The following is a 17845-nucleotide window of genomic DNA, read 5'->3' as shown; positions in this document are numbered from 1 at the left end:
TCCCATGCCCGCGATCAGGCTGGCCGTCGACATCGGCGGCACCTTCGTCGACGCCATGGAGCTGGACACGCGCACCCACGCGGTCCGCTTCCGCAAGGCGCCGACGACCCCGGCCCGCCCCTGGGAGGGCGTGCTCACCGTCGTCGAACTGCTCGGCACCGACCTGCGCGAGGTGGAGCTGTTCATCCACGGCACCACGCTCGGGCTGAACGCGGTGCTGGAGCGGCGCGGCGAGACCACCGGGATCATCGCCAACGAGGGCTTCCGCGACGTCTTCCTGCTGGGCCGGGGCAACGTGCCCTCGGACCACATGTACGACTTCCAGTACCAGCGCCCGGAGAGCCTGGTCCGGCGCGCCGCCACGATCGGGGTGCGGGGGCGGCTCGACTACAAGGGCCGCGTCGTGGAGGACCTGGACCCGGACGACGTGCGGGAGGCCGCCCGGATCCTGGTGGAGGAGCAGGGGGTCCGGACGATCGCGGTCTGCTTCCTGCACTCCTACCTCAACCCCGAGCACGAGAAGCAGGCCGCGCGGCTCATCCGCGAGGCGTACCCGCAGGTCACCGTGTCGGTGTCGACGGACATCGTGCGCGAGTACCGCGAGTACGAGCGGACCAGCACCACCGTCCTGGACGCCTACATCCGCCCCATCTTCGAGCGTTACGTCGACCGCCTGGAGGCGGGCCTGGCCGAGGACGGCTTCGACGGCCGGTTCCTGATCATGCGGTCCGGCGGCGGTTCGATGACCTCGGGGGTGGCCAAGACCTCGCCCATGCACACCGTGCTGTCCGGCCCGGCCGGCGGCATCGTCGGAGCCGCGCACGTCGCCGCCGCGCTCGGCCGCGACAACCTGCTGACCTTCGACATCGGCGGCACGTCGCTGGACACCTGCGTGATCGAGCGGGGCGCGGCGGTGGCGGCCTACGAGGCGAAGCTGGAGCACTTCCCGCTGCTCATCCCCGCCTACGACATCCGCACCATCGGCGCGGGCGGCGGCTCGGTCGCCCACCTGGACCGCGGCCTGCTCAAGGTCGGCCCGCAGAGCGCCGGCGCCGACCCCGGCCCGGTCTGCTACGGCCGCGGCGGCACCCGGCCCACGGTCACCGACGCCGCCGTGACCCTCGGCTACGTCGACCCGGACCGCTTCCTCGGCGGCGACATGCGCCTGCACGACGAGGCGGCCAGGGACGCGCTGCGCGAGCAGATCGCCGAGCCGCTCGGGCTCGGCGTCGAGGCCGCCGCGGCCGGGATCTTCGACGTGCTGCTGGCCAGGACGGTCGGCGCGGTCCGGCAGATCACGGTCGAGCGGGGCCATGACCCCCGGGTCTTCTCGCTGCTGGCGTTCGGCGGCGCGGGGCCGCTGCTGGCGCCGCTCCTGGCCCGCGAGATGGGCATCCCCGAGGTGATCGTCCCGTTCGCGCCGTCCGGGTTCTCCGCGTGGGGCATGCTGGCGGCCGACATCGTGGACGACGTGTCGCGTACCGTCATGGTCACGCTGGAGGACGCCGACCTGGCCGCGCTGGAGTCGGTGTTCGCCGAGGCCGCGGCCGAGGCGGCGGCCTCGCTGGCCGCGCAGGGCATCCCCGCCGGGCAGGCCGTCCTGGAACGCGCCATGGAGGTGCGCTACCTCGGCCAGGAGCACTCGCTGACGGTCCCCGTCGGCCGCGACCTGCGCCCCGACGTGGTACGGGCCGCGTTCGAGGAACTGCACCACGCCCGGTACGGGCACGTCATGGACAACCAGCTGCAGATCCTGAACCTGCGGGTGCGCGGCATCGGGCGCATCGAGAAGCCGGAGCTGCCCCGGCACGCCCCCGGCGACGGCGACCCCGGCCGGGCCCGCACCGGCCGGCGGGACGCCTACGACTTCGGGACGCGGGCGGTGACGGAGTTCGCCGTGTACGACCGGGCCAAGCTGGAGCCGGGCGACGCCCTGGACGGCCCCGCCCTGATCGACGAGGGCACCTCCACCACGGTCGTGCACTCCGGGCAGCGCGTCCAGGTGGACCCCTTCGGTCATCTGCTGGTCACTCTCACTCCGGAGGCTCGGGCATGAGCGAGGCGAACGTGCGGCTGGACGGCGCGACGGCCGAGGTGGTCCGCAGTTACCTGCTGGCCGCGGCCGAGGAGATGCGGGCCACCCTGATCCGCACCTCGTTCAACCCGGTGATCTACGAGGTGCACGACTTCGGGCTGTCCATGTACGACGCGGACCTGCGGCTGGTGGCCGAGGCCACCGGGCTGACCTTCTTCCTGGGGGCGAACGACTTCTCGCTGGCCAAGGGCGTGGAGTACGTGGGCAGGGAGAACCTGCACCGCGGTGACATCGTGCTGCTCAACTACCCGTACTGGAACGCGGCCCACTCCTACGACGCGACCCTGTTCGCCCCGGTGTTCCAGCCTGATCCCGCGGACCCGGAGGCCGACGGCACGCTGGTCGGGTTCCTGTGCGTGCGGGCGCACTGGATGGATCTGGGCGCCAAGGATCCGGGCTATGTCCTGGATTCGACGGACATGCATCAGGAAGGGTTGATTTTTCCGGGTACGAAGGTGTTTTCCCGGGGTGAACCCGTGCGGGAGATCCATGAGCTGATCCGGTTCAACTCGCGGATGCCGGACCTGGTCATCGGTGACCTGCACGCCCAGGTGGCCGCCCTGCGCACCGGCGAGCGCCGCCTGCTGGAGATCCTGGACAAGTTCGGCCGCCCCACCGTGGACGCGGCCGTCCAGCGCATGGTCGAGGACGGCGAGGCCCGCACCCGCGCCGCCCTCGCGGCGCTGCCGCAGGGCACGTGGACGGCCGAGGACTGGGTCGACGACGACGGCATCACCGAGGACCCGGTCAAGATGCGGGTCACGGTCACGATCGCCGACGGGCGCTTCACGGTCGACTTCGACGGCTCCGCCCCGGCCACGCCGGGCCCGATCAACATGCCGTTCGGCGCCACGGTCGCGCTCTGCAAGGTCATACTCAAGTCGCTGACCTCGCCCGACGAGCCGTCCAACCACGGCACGACGGTGCCGCTGGAGGTCCGCGCCGAGCCGGGGACGTTGTTCCACGCCGTCTACCCGCAGCCCACGTTCACGCTCTGGACGGGCATCGTGGCGGTGGAACTCATCCTCAAGGCGCTGGCGCAGGGCATGCCGGACCGGGTGCCGGCCTCGTCCGGGGGTGACGTGCCCGGTTTCATGATGGTCGGTACGCATCCCGACACGGGTCAGATGTTCGCCGTCAGCAACAACGACCTGGTCGGCTGGGGCGCCACGCCGGACCACGACGGCATGAACGCGGCGACCCACGTCTCCGGCAGCGCCGGGCGGAGCACCCCGATCGAGGTGCTGGAGGCGCGTACCGGGATGTTCTTCGAACGCCTGGAGATGCGTACGGACTCGGGCGGCGCGGGCCGTCACCGGGGCGGGGTGGGCCTGCGGCGCGACATCCGGTTCACCACGCCGGGCGAGTTCCTGTCGGTGATCAAGAAGACGAGGTCGCGGCCATGGGCCCTGATGGGCGGGCTGGAGCCGGACCCGAACCAGGTGATCGTGTTCCCCGGCACCGACCGTGAGGCGCGGGTCAGCACCAAACGGGTCACGGTCCAGCCAGGAGACCGCGTGACGCTGCTGACAGCGGGCGGCGGCGGCCACGGCGACCCGCGCGAGCGCGATCCCGAGGCGGTCCACCGAGACGTCGCCGAGGGCTACGTCTCAGCGGAAGCCGCCCGCGAGATCTACGGCGTGGACGATGGCTGACCCCACCACGCCCGGCCCCGCACGGCCGAATCCCGCGACGCCTGGCCCCGCGCGGCCGGACCCCGCGACGCTCGGCCCTGCGCGGCCGGACGCCGGGGTGTCGGACCCCACGCGGCCGGACCTCACGACGCCCGGCCATGCGCGGCCGGATCTCGCGGCGTCCGGCCACGCATGGCCGGACCCCGCGACGCCCGGATCCGCGCGGTCGGACGGCGGGGTGTCCGGGCCTGCGCGGTCTGGTGCCGGGGTTCCTGGCATCGCTCTGGACGGGGCGACGGCGGAGGTCGTGCGCTGTCATCTGGTCGCGGTGGCCGAGGAGATGCGGGCCACCCTGGAGCGGACCTCGTTCAATCCTGTCATCTACGAGGTGCGCGACTACGGGATCTCGGTCTACGACCCGGACCTGCGGCTGGTCGCCGAGGCCACCGGGCTGAGCCGGTTCCTCGGCGCGAACGACTACTCCATCCGCAAGGGCGTGGAGTACGTGGGGCGGGAGAACCTGCTGCCCGGTGACGTGGTGCTGCTGAACTACCCGTACTGGAACGCGGCCCACTCCTACGACGCGACTCTGTTCGCCCCGGTGTACGGGGATGCCGGGCTGCTGGGCTTCGTGTGCGTGCGGGCGCATTGGATGGATCTGGGCGCCAAGGATCCGGGCTATGTCCTGGATTCGACGGACATGCATCAGGAAGGGTTGATTTTTCCGGGTACGAAGGTGTTCTCCCGGGGTGAGCCTGTGCGGGAGATCCATGAGCTGATCCGGTTCAACTCGCGGATGCCGGACCTGGTCATCGGTGACCTGCACGCCCAGGTGGCCGCCCTGCGCACCGGCGAGCGCCGCCTCGCCGACGTGCACGCCCGGTACGGCACGCCCCTGGTGGCCGCCGCCGTGGACAGGGCCGTCGAGGCCGCCACCAGGTCGGCCGCCGACGCCGTCGCCGCGCTGCCGCAGGGCACGTGGACGGCCGAGGACTGGCTGGATGACGACGGCATCACCGAGGACCCGGTCAAGATGCGGGTCACGGTCACGATCGCCGACGGACGCTTCACCGTCGACTTCGACGGCTCGGCCGCGATGACGCCCGGGCCGGTGAACCTCCCCCTGGGCGCCACCATCGCCACCTGCCGGGTCGCGTTCAAGGCCATCACCACCCCGTGGGAGGAGACCAACGCGGGCCACTTCGCGCCGCTGGAGGTACGCGCCGAGCCCGGCACCCTGTTCCACGCCACCTACCCCGCGGCCACGTTCACCCAGTGGACGGGCACGGTCGCGCTGGAGCTGATCTACAAGGCGCTGGCGCAGGGCATGCCGGAGCGGTTGCCTGCGTCGTCCGGGGGTGACGTGCCCGGTTTCATGATGGTCGGTACGCATCCCGACACCGGCCGGATGTTCGCCGTCAGCAACAACGACGCCGTCGGCTGGGGCGGCACCCCGGACCACGACGGCATCGGCCCCGCCAACCACCTGGCCCAGACGCAGGCCCGCAACACGCCGGTCGAGGTGCTGGAGGCGCGTACCGGGATGTTCTTCGAACGTCTGGAGATGCGTACGGACTCGGGCGGCGCGGGCCGTCACCGGGGCGGGGTGGGGTTGCGGCGCGAGATCCGGTTCACCACGCCGGGCGAGTTCCTGTCGGTGATCAAGAAGACGCGGTCGCGGCCATGGGCCCTGATGGGCGGGCTGGAGCCGGACCCGAACCAGGTGATCGTGTTCCCCGGCACCGACCGTGAGGCGCGGGTCAGCACCAAACGGGTCAAGGTCCAGCCGGGAGACCGGGTGACGCTGCTGACAGCGGGCGGCGGCGGCCACGGCGACCCGCGCGATCGCGATCCCGAGGCGGTCCACCGAGACGTCGCCGAGGGCTACGTCTCAGCGGAAGCCGCCCGCGACGTCTACGACGTGGCGGCGCCGCTCCCCGTTCCCTCCCCACCCCCGACTGCGGGCGGCTCCACGCTCAAGCCCCCACCTCCGACGGCGGGGGGCTCCATGCTCAAGGAGATGCGATGAACACGGTCGTGATCACCGGCTGCACCGTGGCCGACGGCCGGGTGGCCGACGGGGCGAGCCCTGTCGAGGACGCCGGGATCCTCGTACGGGACGACCGCATCGCGGCCGTGGGCACCCGGCAGGAGATCCTGGCCGAGGTGGCGGACCGGACGGACGTGGACCGCGTCGACCTCGGCGGCGCGTACGTCACGCCCGGCCTGGTCAACATGCACACCCACCTGTCCCTGTCCCTCCCCGGCGCCGGCGGTGACCAGGTCAAGGACCTGAACCCGCACGAGCTGGCCCTCTACATGGCCGACGGCGCCCGCCGCACCCTCGACTGCGGCGTCACCACCGTGCGGTGCGTGGCCGAGAAGGACCACGCCGACTTCGCGCTCCGGCGCGCCATCGAGGCCGGCCGGGTGCCCGGACCTCGCATGTTCACCGCCGGGCGCGCCCTGGTCTGCACCGGCGGGCACGGCCACGAGGGCACCGACACCCTGGAGTGCGACGGCGTCGACGGCTTCAGGCGCGGCACCCGCGCCCAGCTCAAGGCCGGCGCCGACCTCATCAAGGTGATGATCTCCGGCGGCATCGCGGGACAGCACGAGTCGATCGACACGCCCCAGCTGTTCGCCGACGAGATGGCGGCGGTGATCGAGACCGCGCACGCCTGGGGCCGCAGGGTCACCGCGCACGCCGGCCCCGCCGCCGTGATCGCCCAGGCCGTGGAGCTCGGCCTGGACTGCGTGGAGCACGGCTACCAGCTCACCCCCGAGGTGGCCGCCCGGATGGCCGCCCGCGGCACCGCGCTGGTGCCCACCCTGCTGGTCACCCGGTGCAAGGGGTTCTTCGACGAGCTGGGCGTGCCGGAGTGGATGCAGTGCCGCTCGCTCGGCGCCGGCCCCGCCCACCTGGACAGCTTCGCCACCGCGGTGGCCGCCGGGGTGGAGGTGCTGCTCGGCAGCGACATGCCGCCGTTCTGGTCGTTCGAGGGCACCAACGCGACCGTGCGCGAGCTGGAGCACATGGCCGAGGTGATCGGCCCGGCCCGCGCGCTCCACGCCGCCACCCTGGGCCCCGCCCGCTGGCTCCGCGCCGAGGCCGACATCGGCACCGTGGAACCCGGCCGGTACGCCGACCTGATCGCGATGGACGAGAACCCCCTGGCCGCGGCGTCCGCGTACCGGGGCGTCCACTGGGTGATGAAGGGCGGCCGCGTCGTGCGGACCGGCCCCCCGACCTCTGGAAGGAAGACACCGTGACCCTGGACGCCGCGGCGGACATCGCCGCCGCCATCGACGACATGTACGCCGCGTTCGTCGCCGGCGACCGCGCCCGCTTCGACGGCCACCTGCACCCCGACGTGACCACCTGGGAGACCCACCTGCCGGGCCCCCTGCGCACCCGCGCCGAGCTGGACGCCTACCGCGACGCCCGGGACGGCGCCGGCCGCCGGCCGGTCATGGACACGCTGACCGCCCGCGACAAGCGCATCGACGTCTGGGGAGAGGTGGGCGTGGCCCGGTACGTCCTGGTGGCCGAGCCGCACGGCGCCCCCGCCCAGCACACCAGGGTCACCGACGTGCTCCGGCACACGCGCGGCCGCTGGCTGATCGCCCACCATCACGCCGAGCTGCTGAGTGAGGGAGCATGACCACCGGCGACACCGACATGGAGCTCTACGACCTGCGGGTCACCGTCGACACGATCGAGGGCCGCTCGGTCTGCGGCATGGCCGTCGGCGACTACTTCGAGCTGGAGAACAGCGCCCACCTGCGGATCCCCGACGGCCGCCACTTCTGCGTCTGGGCCCTGGCCGCCGTCCTGCCCTTCCTGGCCGCCAAACAGCGCGACCTCGGCCCGGGGGACTGGCTGGAACGCGACACCCTGTTCTGCTGCCCGGACCCGGAGGAGCGGCTCACCATGCGGCTGGAGCGCGTCCGGCGCCGCCCGATGAACTCGGCGGACCTCACATGAGCCGCGGCTTCGAGATCGGCATCGGCCTGCAGAGCGACAAGCGCCCGGGCGACTACGCCCGGCTGGCCCGCATCGCCGAGGAGCACGGCATCGACGTGGTGTCGGTGTTCGGCGACCTGATGTACCAGCCGCCCATCTTCCCGCTGCTGGAGATGGCCGCCGCCACCTCCCGGGTGCGCCTGGGCACGGCCTGCCTCAACCCCTACTCGATGGCCCCGTACGAGATCGCGGGCCAGGTCGCCGCGCTCGACCTGGCCTCCGGCGGGCGGGCCTACCTGGGCCTGGCCCGCGGCACCTGGCTGGGCGAGGTGGGGCTGGCGCAGCCGCGCCCGCTGACCGCGCTGGCCGAGTGCGCCGAGGTCGTGTACCGGCTGCTCGGCGGCGACACCTCCGGCTTCTCCGGCGAGGTGTTCACGCTGGCGCCCGGCACCGCGCTGCGCTACCCCGTACAGCGTCCCCGCCCGCCGCTGCTGATCGGCGCCTGGGGCGCTCGCGGCGCGGCGCTCGCGGGACGTCTCGCCGACGAGATCAAGGTGGGCGGCAGCGCCAACCCGGCGATGGTGCCGGTGATCAGGGAGCGGTTGCGTCCGGGTGCCGAACAGGCCGGGCGGTCCGCCGAGGACGTCGGCATCGTGCTCGGCGCGGTCACCGTCGTGGCCGCCGACGGCGCCGCCGCCCGCGCGAAGGCCCGGCGTGAGGTGGCGATGTACCTCGCCGTCGTGGCCGACCTGGACCCCACCGCGAACGTCCCCGCCGACCTGCTGGCACGGGTCAAGACCGAGACCGCGGCGGGACGCCACGACGAGGCGGCCGGGCTCATCCCGGACGACCTGCTGGACCTGTTCGCGTTCTCCGGCACACCCGACCAGGTGGCAGCCCAGGCACAGCGCCTGATCGACGCGGGCGTCCACCGCGTCGAGTTCGGCACCCCGCACGGCCTCACCGACGATCAGGGCGTGTCTCTGATCGGGGCGGAGGTCGTCCCCATGCTGAGGCCCGCGACGCGATGAGACCACCACGGGGTCGTGCCGACGCCGGGCGCGGCGACACGATCAGACCACCACGAGGCCGTGCCGACGCCGGGCGTGGCGACGCGATGACGGATGTCACGATGCGGAGGTCCGCGACGTCATGACGACTGTTACCGTGCTCGCCGCCCCCGGGCTCGTCGCGGATCTCGGGCTGCTCGGGGAGCTGGCCGGGCGGGAGTTCGCGGCGCTCGGGGTCGCCGGGCGGGTGGTCTCGCCGCCGGACACGCCGTCCTTCCAGGTCGCCCTGGACGCCGCCGGAGCGGACGGACTGGTGGTCGCGCTGCCCGGCGCCGATCCTGAGGTGCGCGGCCTGATGGATCCGCCCAGGCCGTACGCGTCGCGGCTGGTCTGGCTGGACCTGGGGGTGACCGGCCCGCACCCGGCCGGCGGCGCCACCCACCTGTACGGGCGCGGCGCGCAGGGCCTGACCTGGGCCATCCGGCACGTCGTGCACCGGGCGGCGGCCCGGCCCCGCCGCGTCCCCTACGGCCCGCACCCCGACCAGTACGGCGAGCTCCACCTGCCGGGGACGCGGCCCGCCCCCGTGGCGATGCTGCTACACGGCGGCTTCTACCGGTCCATCTGGGCCGCCGACCTCATGGACGCCCTCGCCGCCGACCTGGCCGCCCGCGGATTCGCCGCGTGGAACGTGGAGTACCGCCGCCCGGACAGGCACGGCTGGGCCGCGACCGTGTCCGACGTCGCCGCCGCTTACACGGCGCTCAGCACCCTGCCGGACCTCGACCGGCCGCTCGGTGACCGTTCGGACCTCGACCCCGCCCGCGTCGCCGTGATCGGCCACTCCGCCGGCGGTCAGCTCGCACTGCGCCTGGCCGCCGACCTGTGGCAGTCGGGACGCCCGGCCCCCGCGCTGGCCGTCTCCCTCGCCGGGCTGCTTGACCTGGTGGAATGCGACCGCCGCGACCTCAGCGGCGGCGCGACCGCCATGGCGCTGGGCGGCCGCAGCACCGAGATCCCGGAGGAGTACGCCAGATCCAGCCCGCTGGCCCGTCTCCCGCTGGGCGGCCCGCAGCTCGTCGTGCAGGGCGCCCAGGACGACCCGGACCTGGTGGACTTCAACCGCCGGTACGCCGCCGCGGGGACGGACGACGACGTCACCTACCTGGAACGCCCCGGCGACCACTTCGACGTGATCGACCCGGCCGCCCCCATCTGGGACGCCACCGCCGAGCTGATCGCCGCGAGGCTCAGGGCAGCTCCGTGACCGGCCGCCACGGCACGGGGCTGGACAGCACCATCGTGCTCGACGGCCGCCCGTACTGAGCCAGCCGGTCGATCAGCCCTTCGAAGTCCGCCATCGACGCCAGCGCGACCACCAGCAGGCAGCACGTGTCACCGGTGACCCGGTACACCTGCACGATCTCCGGCTGCTCCAGCGCCTCCTCGTGACGCAGCACGCAGCGCGCCCCGTAACAGGACATCCGGATGAGCGCCCGCACCGTGCGCCCGGCCCGCCCCAGGTCGACGTGCGCGTGGTAGCCCTCGATCACCCCGGTCTCCTCCAGCCGCCGCACCCGCTCGGCCACGGCGGGGGAGGACAGGTGCACCCGCCGGGACAGCTCGCTGAAAGAGAGCCGGGCGTCGGCCTGCAGCTCGGTAAGGATCGCCCAGTCCATCGCGTCCACGGCACCCACCCATCACTCTCGGCAGCGGTGAAGGCGAACCCGCGGTCCTGCTTTGAGAACGGAAAGTCTCCCCGTCCCAACGCCTTCGACATGCCATTTCATCACAGTTCGTCTTCGGTGAACATTGAGGTGAACGAGGAGGAAGCGATGGTGACCCCCAATCTGAGCTTCGCGCAAGCCACGCCGTACGACGAGTACGTCGGCACGGACACCCTGCGCGCGCTGCCGGGCCCGCGCACCGACGCGCCCGAGGAGCCCGCCTTCCTGGTGACCACTCAGGTGATGGAGCTCTACTTCGGCCTGGTGCGCACCGAACTGCGTCTGGCCGCCCGCCTGCTCGGCACCCCCGACCTGCCCCCGGCGACCGCCGCCATCGCCCGCGCGGCGGCCTACCTGGATGTGGTCAACACCGCCTGGCGCCCGCTGAACCGCCTCACGCCGCGCCAGTTCAACGCCTTCCGGCCGGCGCTCGGCGAGGGCTCCGGGTTCCAGTCTGCGCTCTACCGCGAGGTCGAGTTCCTGCTCGGCGACAAGTCCGAGTCCCTGGCGCGGGTGCACCGCGGCAATCCCGAGGCCCACGGCGAGCTGCTGGCGGCGCTGCGCGCGCCCAGCCTGTACGACGTCGCCCTGTCCGTGCTGGCCCGGCTCGGCTACGAGATCCCCGCCACCACCCTGGCGCGCGACCCGGCTCAGCCGTACCAGCCCGAGCCCCTGGTCGAGCAGGCCTGGGCCCGCGTGTACGCCGAGCGCGGCGCCGGCGACCACCTCTGGGAGCTCGCCGAGGCGCTGACCGACGTCGCCGAGGGGTTCATGCGGTGGCGCACCCTCCACCTCATGGTGGTACGCCGCGCGATGGGCGCGAAGACGGGCACCGGAGGGTCGAGCGGCGCGAGCTGGCTGGAGCGGTCGCTGCGCCGCGAGATCTTCCCGGAACTGTGGTCGGCCAGGACCCTGATCTGAGCGTCTAGAACAGCCTGGGCGTCACGACGGACACCACCGTCGTCACCTCGTCGGTGTCGTTGTACATGCTGTGCGGCACCGTCGAGCGCAGGTGGACGCTGTCGCCGGGGTGGAGCCGGTGCTCCACCCCGTCCACCTCGTACAGCAACTCCCCGCTCAGCACGTAGGCGAACTCCTCCCCGGAGTGCCCGTACGCCGGCTCCCGCCGCCCGCCCGGCGCGATGTGCACCAGCAGCGGCTCCAGCACCAGGCTGGGCCCGCGCGATGACAGCATCCGGTACGTCTGGGCCCCCGACACGTACTCTGTCGCCGCCGTCTGGGCCCGGGTGAGCGTGAAATGCTCCGGCAGCCGCTCGGCGTCCCGCCCGGGCTGGTGGCCGGGGGAGTCGTCGAAGAACTCGGCGACGCCCCGGTCCAGCGCCGCCGCGACGCTGTTCAGCGCGACCAGCCCGATGGTGGAGATCCCGCGCTCCACCTGGGAGAGGAACCCGATCGACAGGCCGGAACCGGCCGACAGGCCGCGCAGTGTCATCCCGCGTTCCTTGCGGAACTGGCGCATCCGCGCGCCCACGAGCTCCTGACGGGGCTCGTCCGCGGACCGGCCTCCCGACGTCACCGGTGACCTCCAGGTAAAAGGGGGGTGTTCAGCAGCATGAACATATTTCACGGAAGACGCCGGGGCCAACCCTTTCCGGCGAACCCGATGGTCAGCCGCTGTGTAACGGTTTCCGCATCACACGGGCGTATCAGGTGCGTCACCGTTGAAGAGCTCACCTTGCTTCGCCACCACCGCACCCCGAAGGTTCACTGGACGGGGTGAAGGGGGACGGATGCGGGGGCCGCTGGTCGTCAGAAGGGCGTTCAGCGAGCCGCTGCTCCTCCTGGCCGCCTTCGGGTCGATCCTGCTGGCGACCACCACGCTGGTGGCGCTGACGATGTACGTCTCCTCCATCGGGGACGCCGGTGTCCGCCGGGCGATGGAGACGGCCTCGTACCGCGAGACCACCACCACGATCAGCTCGCTGGTCACCGCCGAGACCCTCCCCAGGTACGACCGGGCCGTGCGCGACGTGCTCACCGGAGTCCACGGCACACCCCCGGCCCTCACCGTCAGCCTCCGCTCCGACTCGTACGTCATGCCGGGACAGGACGGCGAGAAGGCGCCCGAGCTGCTCAGGTTCGGCAGCCACGACGGGCTCGACCGGCACGCCAGGCTGGTCTCCGGCAGGTGGCCGCGCACCGGCGGGCCGGTCGTCGAGGCGGCGATCCCGCTGCCCGCGGCCTCGGCCCCCGGGTTCGGCGCCGGCCGGGAGTTCGTCACGGAGGGGCGGCTCGACCACCGCCCCGTCACGGTCCGCGTCGTCGGCGTCTTCCAGCTCCACGACCTCGCCGACGAGCGCTGGGCGGGCGAGGAACTGCTGCGCAGGGGTGTGGAGCACGGGGACTACACCACCTACGGGCCGCTGATGGTGGCGCGGGAGACGTTCACCGCGCGCTTCGCCACCAACGTCAGGGCCGTCTGGACCGCGGAGCCGGACCTCGGCACGCTCACGCTCGACCGCCTGCGCCCGCTGGCGGAGGCGCTCGGCCAGGTGCGCGAGCGGCTGACGGCGGCGGGCTGCGTGAACTGCCTGACCGCCGGCCGGCTGCCCGGCATCCTCACCCAGCTCGCCACCGCGTCCCTGGTGACCCGCTCCACCATGCTGGTCCCGGTGCTGCAACTGCTGGTGCTGGCCGCGTACACGACGATGCTCACCGGGCGGCTGCTCGCCGACCACCGCCGCATGGAGACGGCGCTGCTGCGCTCGCGCGGCGCGGGCACGGCGCGCCTGGCCGCGCTGGCGGGAGGCGAGGCGCTGTTGGTGGCGGTCCCGTGCGCGATCGCCGCGCCGTGGCTCGGGCCGCCGCTGCTCGCGCTGGTCCACCGGCTGCCGTGGATCGAGGCCTCGGGGGTGCGCCTGACGCCGGCGGCCGATCCGGGCGCGTTCCTCGTCGCGTTCTGCGTGGCCCTGGCCGCGGCCGTGCTGCTGGCCCTGCCTGCCCTCGCCGGCGCGCGGCGCACGTACGTGGAGGAGCAGACGGCGCGCGGCCGCGGCGTGCGCGGGCTGATCGAGAGGGCGGGCGCGGACCTGGCGCTGCTGGCCGTGGCCGGGCTGGCGATCTGGCAGCTCCAGCACTACGGCGCGCCGGTCACCGGGACGGCGGCGGGCGGCCTCGGCGTCGACCCGCTGATCGTCTCCGGCCCGGCGCTGGCCCTGCTCGCGGGCGGCATGCTGGGGCTGCGGCTGGTGCCGCGCGTGTCGCGGCTGGCCGGGCGGCTGATGTCGCGCAGGCCCACGCTCGCCCCCGCGCTGGGGGCCTGGCAGGTCGGCAGGCGGCCGCTCAGGTACGCGGGACCCGCGCTGCTGCTCACGATGGCGATCGCCATCGGCATCCTGTCCATGGCCACCACCTCCACCTGGCAGGCCTCACAGCTCGACCAGGCGGTCCACCGGGCGGGGGCGGGCCTGCGCCTGTCCGGGCCGGCCGCCGGGCCCGAGCTGGGACCGCTCGGCCGGGGCACCGCCTTCACCACGCTGCCCGGCGTCACCGCGGCTTCCCCGGCCTTCCGCGGGCAGGCCGAGGTGGGCGGCGAGAGCGCGCTGCTGCTCGGGCTCGACGCCGCCCGGCTCGGTGAGCTGTTCGGCCTGCGTCCCGACCTGTCGGCGCGTACGGTCGCGCAACTGTCCCGGGCACTCCCCGGGGACCGCGCCGGCAAGCTGGACCTGCCCGGCCGGCCGCGCGCCCTCACCGTGCGGGTCGAGGCGGGCGCCGCCGTGCCGGCGCGGCTGGTGCTGTCCGACGCGCTGGGCGCGTGGCACGACCTGCCGCTCGGCGGGCTGCGGCCGGGCGGGAACCGGGTCGAGCTCGATCTGACCCCGCTGGCCGGACGTTCCGGCGCGATCACGTACCCGCTGTCGCTGCGCGGCCTCGTCACGGACGGGCGGACCGCTCTGCGGCTGACCGGGCTGAGCGCGGACGGACGGGACGTGCCGGTGCCCTCCGGCGCCGTCGCCTTCGGCCCGTCGCGGGAGCCGGGACCGCTGCCCGTGGTGCTCACCCCCGGCCTGGCCGCCTCGCTCGGCCTGGGCGTCGGCCAGACCGGGCCGGCCACCTTCGCCGGCCGGGTCCTGCGGGTGGAGGTGGCCGGCGTCGTGGCGAGCATGCCGACGAGCGCCCCCGGTCAGCAGGCCGTGCTCGCCGACTGGGAGACGCTGCAGGCGCGGGAGCTGGCCGCGGCGCAGCCGCCCAGGCCCGTGACCGAATGGTGGCTCGCCGCCTCCGACACAGCACCGGCCCGCGCGATCCTGCGCGAGAACCCCCAGTGGGACGTGACCGTCGTCGACCGGGGGGAGCTGGCCGCGAAGCTGCGGGACGACCCGCTGGCCAGCGGGCTGCGCGGGGCGCTGGTCCTCGGGTTCGGCGCGGCGCTGGGGTTCGCGCTGCTCGGGTTCCTGGTGAACGCCGTGGTCGCGGCCCGGGAGCGGAGGGCCGAGTTCGCCGTCCTGCGGGCGCTCGGCGCCGGCTCCCGGCAGATCTTCGGGATGCTGGTGACGGAGCAGGCGTTCGTCGTCGGGCTGTCGCTGGTGTCCGGCACCGCGCTCGCCGTGGTCGTCGGGAACCTGGTGGTGCCGCACATCGTGCTGACCGGGCAGGCGTCGGCGGTCACGCCCGGCGTGCTGTTCCAGGTCCCGTGGGCGGCCACGGTCGCGATGCTGGCGCTGGTGGCGGGGGTGCTGCTGTTGATCGTGGCCGGGCTGGCGCGGCGTCTGCGGCGCGGGCAGACGCTGGAGGAGCGATGAGGGCCCGCGTGAAGGGGCGGCTCGCCGTGCTGGGCTTCCGGACGCACGGCGGTGCGACGGGGCGGCTCGCCGTGCTCGGCGTACGGACGCACCCCGGCACGACGGCGCTGCTCGCCGTGCTGACGGCGGTCGCCTGCCTGCTCGTCGCCGGGCTGCCCAGGCTGACGCAGGCGTCGTTCGACGAGGCGCTGCGCCGGTCGCTGGCCACCGCCGACGCCGTCCAGACCGACCTGACGGTCAGCGGGCAGCCGGTCACCCTCGACGGAGACCTGCACGAGCGCGCGCGGTTCGAGGCCGGCGACCGCCACTGGCGCGGACTCCTCCCGGCGGCGCTGCGCCCCCTGATCAGGCCGGACGGCCACGTGAGCGCCAAGACCGTCCGCACGCCCGTCACCGGGACCCGCGGCACCTTCGTCAACCTCGGCTGGCTGTCCGACGCCGGACGGCGGGTGGACTGGATCCAGGGCCGCGAGCCCGGCGAGCCGTCCACGACCGGCCACGGGGGCGTGACCATCCCGCTGATCGAGGTGGGCGTCGTGGACGAGGCCGCCCGCGTCATGGGCCTGCGGATCGGCCAGACCAGAGTGATCGGCGAAAACGCCCACGCCGCGGTGCGGATCGTCGGCGTCTTCAGGGCGAAGGACCCCGGCGACCGCTCCTGGAACCACGACCCCGACATCCTGCACGTCACCCACGTCGTGCCGCTGGAAGGCCCGGAGGAGTTCCACACCACGGCGCTGATCTCCGACGAAGGGCTCACCGCGCTCAACAGCAGGACACGCAACCTCGTCTACCGCTGGGTCCTCCCCGTCGACGGGCGGGCCGCGAGCGCGCTGGACGTGCCGGAGGCCGGCGCGGCGGTCGCCGGGTTCCGGCAGCGGCTGGCGGTCGAGAGGTCGGGCACCACCAGCTACCGCCTGATCACCGGGCTGCCCCAGGTGCTCGACGAGTTCCAGGCCGGGCTGTCCGCCGCGCGGACCGTCATGTACCTGGTGCTCGGCGGGCTGCTCGCGGTCGCGCTCGGCGTGATCGCGCTGGGCGTGCGGCTGCTGACCGACCGGATGGCGCCCGCGCTGGCCCTGGTGCGGGCGCGCGGCGGGTCGCTGTGGCAGGTGGCGGGGGCGGGGTCCGCGATGGCCGCGTTCGCGGTGGGCCCGGCGGCCCTGGCCGGGTACGGGCTGTCCTTCCTCGTGCCGGGGCCCGCGCCGCCGGTCGCCCACCTCGGACCGGCGGTCGTGGTCGTCACCGCCGTGGCCTTCGCCGGGGCGCGGCTGGTGGTGGCCCACCGCACGCCGCTGCCCGAGCGCCGCGACGACGTGGCCGCCGTCCGGCCGTCCGCGCGGCGGCTGACGCTGGAGGCCCTGGTCGTCGTGCTCGCGCTGGCGGGGGCCTACCTGCTGCGGGCCCGCGGGCTGTCCGGCTCCGCGGAGCGCGATCCGTTCCTGCTGCTGATCCCGGTCGCGCTGACGCTCGCCGCCGCGCTGATCACCATGCGCTGTTACCCGTACCCGCTGCGGCTGCTCGTCCGGCTGGCCGCGCGGGGACGGGCGGCCGTGCCGTTCCTGGGGCTGACCCTGGCGGCCAGGGCGCGGTCCGCCGGCGTGCTGCCGGTGCTGGTCCTGCTGCCCGCGCTGAGCGTGTCGGTGTTCGCGGCGGTGATCTCGGACGGGATCGCCACCACGCAGCGGGTCGCGTCCTGGCAGCGGGTGGGCGCGCCGATCAAGCTGACGTCGGACGAGGACATCCCGCCCGCCGCTATCGAGCGGGTACGCCGGGCTCCCGGCGTCGAGCAGGTGGCGCTCGCGCTGACGGGCCGGGCGCAGATCCGGCCCACCGGGGAACGGCCCGTGGCCATCGCGGTGGACCTGCCGGAGTGGCGGCGGGTCATCGGCGACGCGCCCATCACCCTGCCCACGCTGGAGGGGAGCACGTCCGCGCTGCTTTCACCCGGCCTGGGTGAGCGGGGCACCTTCGAGATCATGTGGCTGTCCCCGGCGAAGCTGACCACCCAGGGCGTGATCGACTCCCTTCCGGGGTTCCGTCCCGGCGGGCCGTTCCTGCTGGTGCCGCGGGAGGTGCTGCCGTGGCCCGCCGCGAACACCCTGCTGATCAGGGGCGACGTCTCGCCCGCCGAGCTGGCGCGGCTCGTCCCTTCGGCCACCGTGGAGACCCAGGAACAGGCGCTGGCCGCCATCCGGGCCGATCCCCTCACCGGCACGGTCCGCTCGACGCTGCTCGTGGTGACGGTGGCGCTGGGGGCGTACGCGCTGGCCGCGATCGTCCTGTCCCTGGTCGCCGGGGCGCCCGACCGGGCCAGGGCGATGTCGCTGCTGCGCACGCTCGGGCTGACCGAGAGGCAGGCCCGGCGGCTGACCGTGCTGGAGCTGCTGCCCCTGGTCCTCGTCACGGCGCCCGCGGGCCTCGCTCTCGGCCTGGGGCTGCCGGTCGCGCTCGGGCCGGGCGTGGACCTGTCCTCGTACGCCGGCGGCCTGCCCGTCGGCGACTACGCGCCGGGACTCCTCACGCCCGTGGCGCTGGCCGCCGGGCTGGCCGTCTGCACCCTGCTCGGCGCGTACGCGCACGGCGCCGCCGTCCGCCGCCGCGACCTCGGCGCCGTCCTCCGGTCCTGAACCCGGGCCGGGGCGCGGC

13 protein-coding genes are annotated in these 17845 nt (G+C 74.0%); 11 read left to right on the top strand and 2 right to left on the bottom strand.

Annotated elements, in window-relative coordinates; translation table 11 throughout:
• The first annotated feature begins 4 nt into the window (after positions 1-4).
• From ABD999_RS20680 to ABD999_RS20645, 8 genes are all read left to right on the top strand, one after another.
• Positions 5-2056 (top strand): hydantoinase/oxoprolinase family protein, encoded by a 2052-nt coding sequence (locus ABD999_RS20680; protein WP_271276382.1) that lies wholly within the window; start codon positions 5-7, stop codon positions 2054-2056.
• On the top strand, positions 2053-3750 hold the full coding sequence (locus ABD999_RS20675) for a hydantoinase B/oxoprolinase family protein (protein ID WP_271276381.1): 1698 nt from the start codon (positions 2053-2055) through the stop codon (positions 3748-3750). Before ABD999_RS20680 ends, ABD999_RS20675 begins: the two co-directional genes overlap by 4 nt.
• Positions 3743-5758 (top strand): hydantoinase B/oxoprolinase family protein, encoded by a 2016-nt coding sequence (locus ABD999_RS20670; protein WP_271276380.1) that lies wholly within the window; start codon positions 3743-3745, stop codon positions 5756-5758. Before ABD999_RS20675 ends, ABD999_RS20670 begins: the two co-directional genes overlap by 8 nt.
• Positions 5755-7002, top strand: a complete 1248-nt coding sequence (locus ABD999_RS20665; RefSeq protein ID WP_271276379.1) for an amidohydrolase family protein — start codon at positions 5755-5757, stop codon at positions 7000-7002. The genes ABD999_RS20670 and ABD999_RS20665 overlap by 4 nt, the downstream gene beginning before the upstream one ends.
• A complete protein-coding gene (locus ABD999_RS20660) occupies positions 6999-7394 on the top strand; it encodes a DUF4440 domain-containing protein (RefSeq protein WP_219546257.1) in 396 nt (131 codons plus the stop codon). Before ABD999_RS20665 ends, ABD999_RS20660 begins: the two co-directional genes overlap by 4 nt.
• Entirely contained in the window at positions 7391-7717 is a 327-nt protein-coding gene (locus ABD999_RS20655) for a TIGR04076 family protein (RefSeq protein WP_148033081.1), read from the top strand. Before ABD999_RS20660 ends, ABD999_RS20655 begins: the two co-directional genes overlap by 4 nt.
• Positions 7714-8727: an LLM class flavin-dependent oxidoreductase gene (locus tag ABD999_RS20650; protein ID WP_271276378.1), complete on the top strand. Its 1014-nt coding sequence runs from the start codon at positions 7714-7716 to the stop codon at positions 8725-8727. The genes ABD999_RS20655 and ABD999_RS20650 overlap by 4 nt, the downstream gene beginning before the upstream one ends.
• Positions 8728-8848: 121 nt before the next feature.
• Positions 8849-9973, top strand: a complete 1125-nt coding sequence (locus tag ABD999_RS20645) for an alpha/beta hydrolase (RefSeq protein ID WP_271276377.1) — start codon at positions 8849-8851, stop codon at positions 9971-9973.
• On the opposite strand, the gene ABD999_RS20640 is transcribed toward ABD999_RS20645, so the two are convergent.
• Complete coding sequence (locus tag ABD999_RS20640) at positions 9957-10385, bottom strand: Lrp/AsnC family transcriptional regulator (protein WP_271276413.1); 429 nt, start codon at positions 10383-10385, stop codon at positions 9957-9959. The two genes, ABD999_RS20645 and ABD999_RS20640, sit on opposite strands and share 17 nt — an antisense overlap.
• A 156-nt stretch (positions 10386-10541) precedes the next feature.
• Here ABD999_RS20640 and ABD999_RS20635 point away from each other — a divergent pair, with 156 nt between their 5' ends.
• The gene (locus tag ABD999_RS20635) at positions 10542-11354 is read left to right on the top strand and encodes a tryptophan 2,3-dioxygenase (protein ID WP_271276376.1); all 813 of its coding nucleotides are present in this window, start codon (positions 10542-10544) and stop codon (positions 11352-11354) included.
• Positions 11355-11358: 4 nt separating this feature from the next.
• Here ABD999_RS20635 and ABD999_RS20630 read toward each other — a convergent pair whose 3' ends face one another.
• Positions 11359-11970: a helix-turn-helix domain-containing protein gene (locus ABD999_RS20630; protein ID WP_271276375.1), complete on the bottom strand. Its 612-nt coding sequence runs from the start codon at positions 11968-11970 to the stop codon at positions 11359-11361.
• A 214-nt stretch (positions 11971-12184) separates the two neighbouring features.
• Here ABD999_RS20630 and ABD999_RS20625 point away from each other — a divergent pair, with 214 nt between their 5' ends.
• Both ABD999_RS20625 and ABD999_RS20620 read left to right on the top strand, forming a co-directional pair.
• Positions 12185-15196, top strand: a complete 3012-nt coding sequence (locus tag ABD999_RS20625; RefSeq protein WP_271276374.1) for an ABC transporter permease — start codon at positions 12185-12187, stop codon at positions 15194-15196.
• Entirely contained in the window at positions 15193-17826 is a 2634-nt protein-coding gene (locus ABD999_RS20620) for an FtsX-like permease family protein (protein ID WP_345482840.1), read from the top strand. The genes ABD999_RS20625 and ABD999_RS20620 overlap by 4 nt, the downstream gene beginning before the upstream one ends.
• Positions 17827-17845 lie beyond the last annotated feature (19 nt).

This window comes from Nonomuraea ferruginea (assembly GCF_039540635.1).
GTDB lineage: Bacteria > Actinomycetota > Actinomycetes > Streptosporangiales > Streptosporangiaceae > Nonomuraea > Nonomuraea ferruginea.
This window is presented reverse-complemented; position numbering and strand designations above follow the sequence as displayed.

Excerpts from the sequence above, each read along its gene's own strand:
- ABD999_RS20680 (WP_271276382.1), top strand. The coding sequence starts at position 5 with ATGCCCGCGATCAGGCTGGCCGTCGACATCGGCGGCACCTTCGTCGAC.
- ABD999_RS20675 (WP_271276381.1), top strand. The coding sequence starts at position 2,053 with ATGAGCGAGGCGAACGTGCGGCTGGACGGCGCGACGGCCGAGGTGGTC.
- ABD999_RS20670 (WP_271276380.1), top strand. The coding sequence starts at position 3,743 with ATGGCTGACCCCACCACGCCCGGCCCCGCACGGCCGAATCCCGCGACG.
- ABD999_RS20665 (WP_271276379.1), top strand. The coding sequence starts at position 5,755 with ATGAACACGGTCGTGATCACCGGCTGCACCGTGGCCGACGGCCGGGTG.
- ABD999_RS20655 (WP_148033081.1), top strand. The coding sequence starts at position 7,391 with ATGACCACCGGCGACACCGACATGGAGCTCTACGACCTGCGGGTCACC.
- ABD999_RS20650 (WP_271276378.1), top strand. The coding sequence starts at position 7,714 with ATGAGCCGCGGCTTCGAGATCGGCATCGGCCTGCAGAGCGACAAGCGC.
- ABD999_RS20645 (WP_271276377.1), top strand. The coding sequence starts at position 8,849 with ATGACGACTGTTACCGTGCTCGCCGCCCCCGGGCTCGTCGCGGATCTC.
- ABD999_RS20640 (WP_271276413.1), bottom strand. The coding sequence starts at position 10,385 with ATGGACTGGGCGATCCTTACCGAGCTGCAGGCCGACGCCCGGCTCTCT.
- ABD999_RS20635 (WP_271276376.1), top strand. The coding sequence starts at position 10,542 with ATGGTGACCCCCAATCTGAGCTTCGCGCAAGCCACGCCGTACGACGAG.
- ABD999_RS20625 (WP_271276374.1), top strand. The coding sequence starts at position 12,185 with ATGCGGGGGCCGCTGGTCGTCAGAAGGGCGTTCAGCGAGCCGCTGCTC.
- ABD999_RS20620 (WP_345482840.1), top strand. The coding sequence starts at position 15,193 with ATGAGGGCCCGCGTGAAGGGGCGGCTCGCCGTGCTGGGCTTCCGGACG.